Below are 1,685 nucleotides of genomic sequence, written 5' to 3' on the forward strand. Positions count from 1 at the left end.
CTTTTAACAATGTTCATGTTGATCCAGCAAATTTCTACCCGGAGCTGCATGAGAGGATCAATGGAGTCAAGATTAACAGTGAGGAATTATTTAAAACATATGAAAGTTTTATACAGAATCTTTCCAAGTCGCTTAAACAAAAGCAAAGCAATCTTTTTGCAGAAGGTGAAAAATTGATTCTTGAGATTCCACCTTCATTTGCATCCATTCAGACAGAATATGATGAGTTAGTTGAGGCAAATAATAAGAAAGACCTTGCACAGCGACAGAATGAAGCCAGAGAGAAGTTACGCTTTCATAAAATTAAGACCCTTCTGGATGAATATAAATACGATGTTCAAATTAACGAATTGAGTCATTTGGACACAGAAAAAAACAGAACACTCGCAGACCTAAATGCCGAGAAGGAAAAAATCGAAGGCGAAAACGGATTTAATAACAAAATACGGTTACTTCGGGAAGAAATCAATTCATTAAGAAATGAAACTAAAGATGAAAAAAAGCTGGCTCAAATCATAAGTAATAAATTGAAGCATTTTGTTTCCTTTGAACTAGATCATTGTGATAATGAAGGAGAGGTTGGTTTCTATAGGGTAAAATGTTTGCGAACTAACATGGTAAGGGACATTACCCAATTATCAACCGGTGAAAAAAATATTATTGCTTTCTTATATTTCATCGAAAAGATGAATGAGATAACCGAGAATCAAGTGGGTCAGAACAAAAAACTGATCGTATTCGATGATCCTATGAACTCAAATGATGATACCATGCAATATATGATAATCGATGAGTTAAAAATTTAATGAAAAAAATTCAGAGCGACGACAAAATGATCATACTCACACACAATAATCACTTTTACTTGAATGTGAAATACGGTAGAAAGTACAAGGATGATAGATTTATAAGATTTATCTCCAATGGATGTACAACTGCATTTAGAATGCTGACTAAAGAGCAAGAGGATTTTAAAACAAATTATGAAGCACTCTGGAACGATGCTAGGTATCTATACGATGACGAGAACGCTAGTCCGGAAATGATTTTAAATCCAATCAGAAGAATTATTGAAACCTATACAAAATTCAATATGATTGATAAGACTAAGTTCTATGAAAACCAAAGTGGTGCAAAAAAATTGTTTGACGTAAATTCTCATTCAATTGACGATTTTGAGGCGGATCTTAATGGTAAAACCAAAGCTGATATCGTGTTACTTCTCGAAAGGTGTTTCAAAGATAGTAATTCGGAAGAACATTTTCGTAAGTATTGGATAACAGAATAAAAAAATTAATATTGTAATCAAGGTGTGCGATGCCCTTTTAAACGTGGAAGTTTATGAGGGCATCTTTTTTGTATAACGAAAACCACCGGTTCTACCGGTGGCTCCAAAGAGATTTAGCTTTGAGTCAAAAAACAAATCCTCCTTTTGCTACAATAAAAATGGTTCGCCAACCAAAAAGCAAAAGGAGGATCCGTTAATGGATAAGACCAGTTTAGCACATACCCAATGGAAGTGCAAATACCATGTCGTGTTTGCACCTAAGTATCGACGCCAAGTGATTTACGGAAAAATTGAAGGTGACATAGGAAAAATATTGAGAAAGTTATGTGAACAGAAAGGTGTTGAGATACTAGAAGCGACAGCATGTCCAGATCATGTTCATATGATTCTTTCAATA

Annotated in this window: 3 protein-coding genes; all 3 read left to right on the top strand. The window is 34.3% G+C overall.

Annotation, left to right across the window (positions count from 1 at the left end; all coding sequences use genetic code 11):
- Positions 1-806, top strand: an 806-nt coding sequence (locus AC220I_RS22150) for an AAA family ATPase (RefSeq protein WP_486726040.1), incomplete at its 5' end; no start/stop codon positions are given.
- Positions 806-1,288, top strand: a complete 483-nt coding sequence (locus tag AC220I_RS22155) for an AAA family ATPase (RefSeq protein WP_486726041.1) — start codon at positions 806-808, stop codon at positions 1,286-1,288. The genes AC220I_RS22150 and AC220I_RS22155, both read left to right, overlap by 1 nt.
- Positions 1,289-1,484: 196 nt before the next feature.
- Positions 1,485-1,685 (top strand): IS200/IS605 family transposase (gene tnpA, locus AC220I_RS22160; RefSeq protein WP_486726042.1); only part of this gene is annotated, 201 nt, incomplete at its 3' end.

Source organism: Fusibacter sp., from assembly GCF_057447755.1.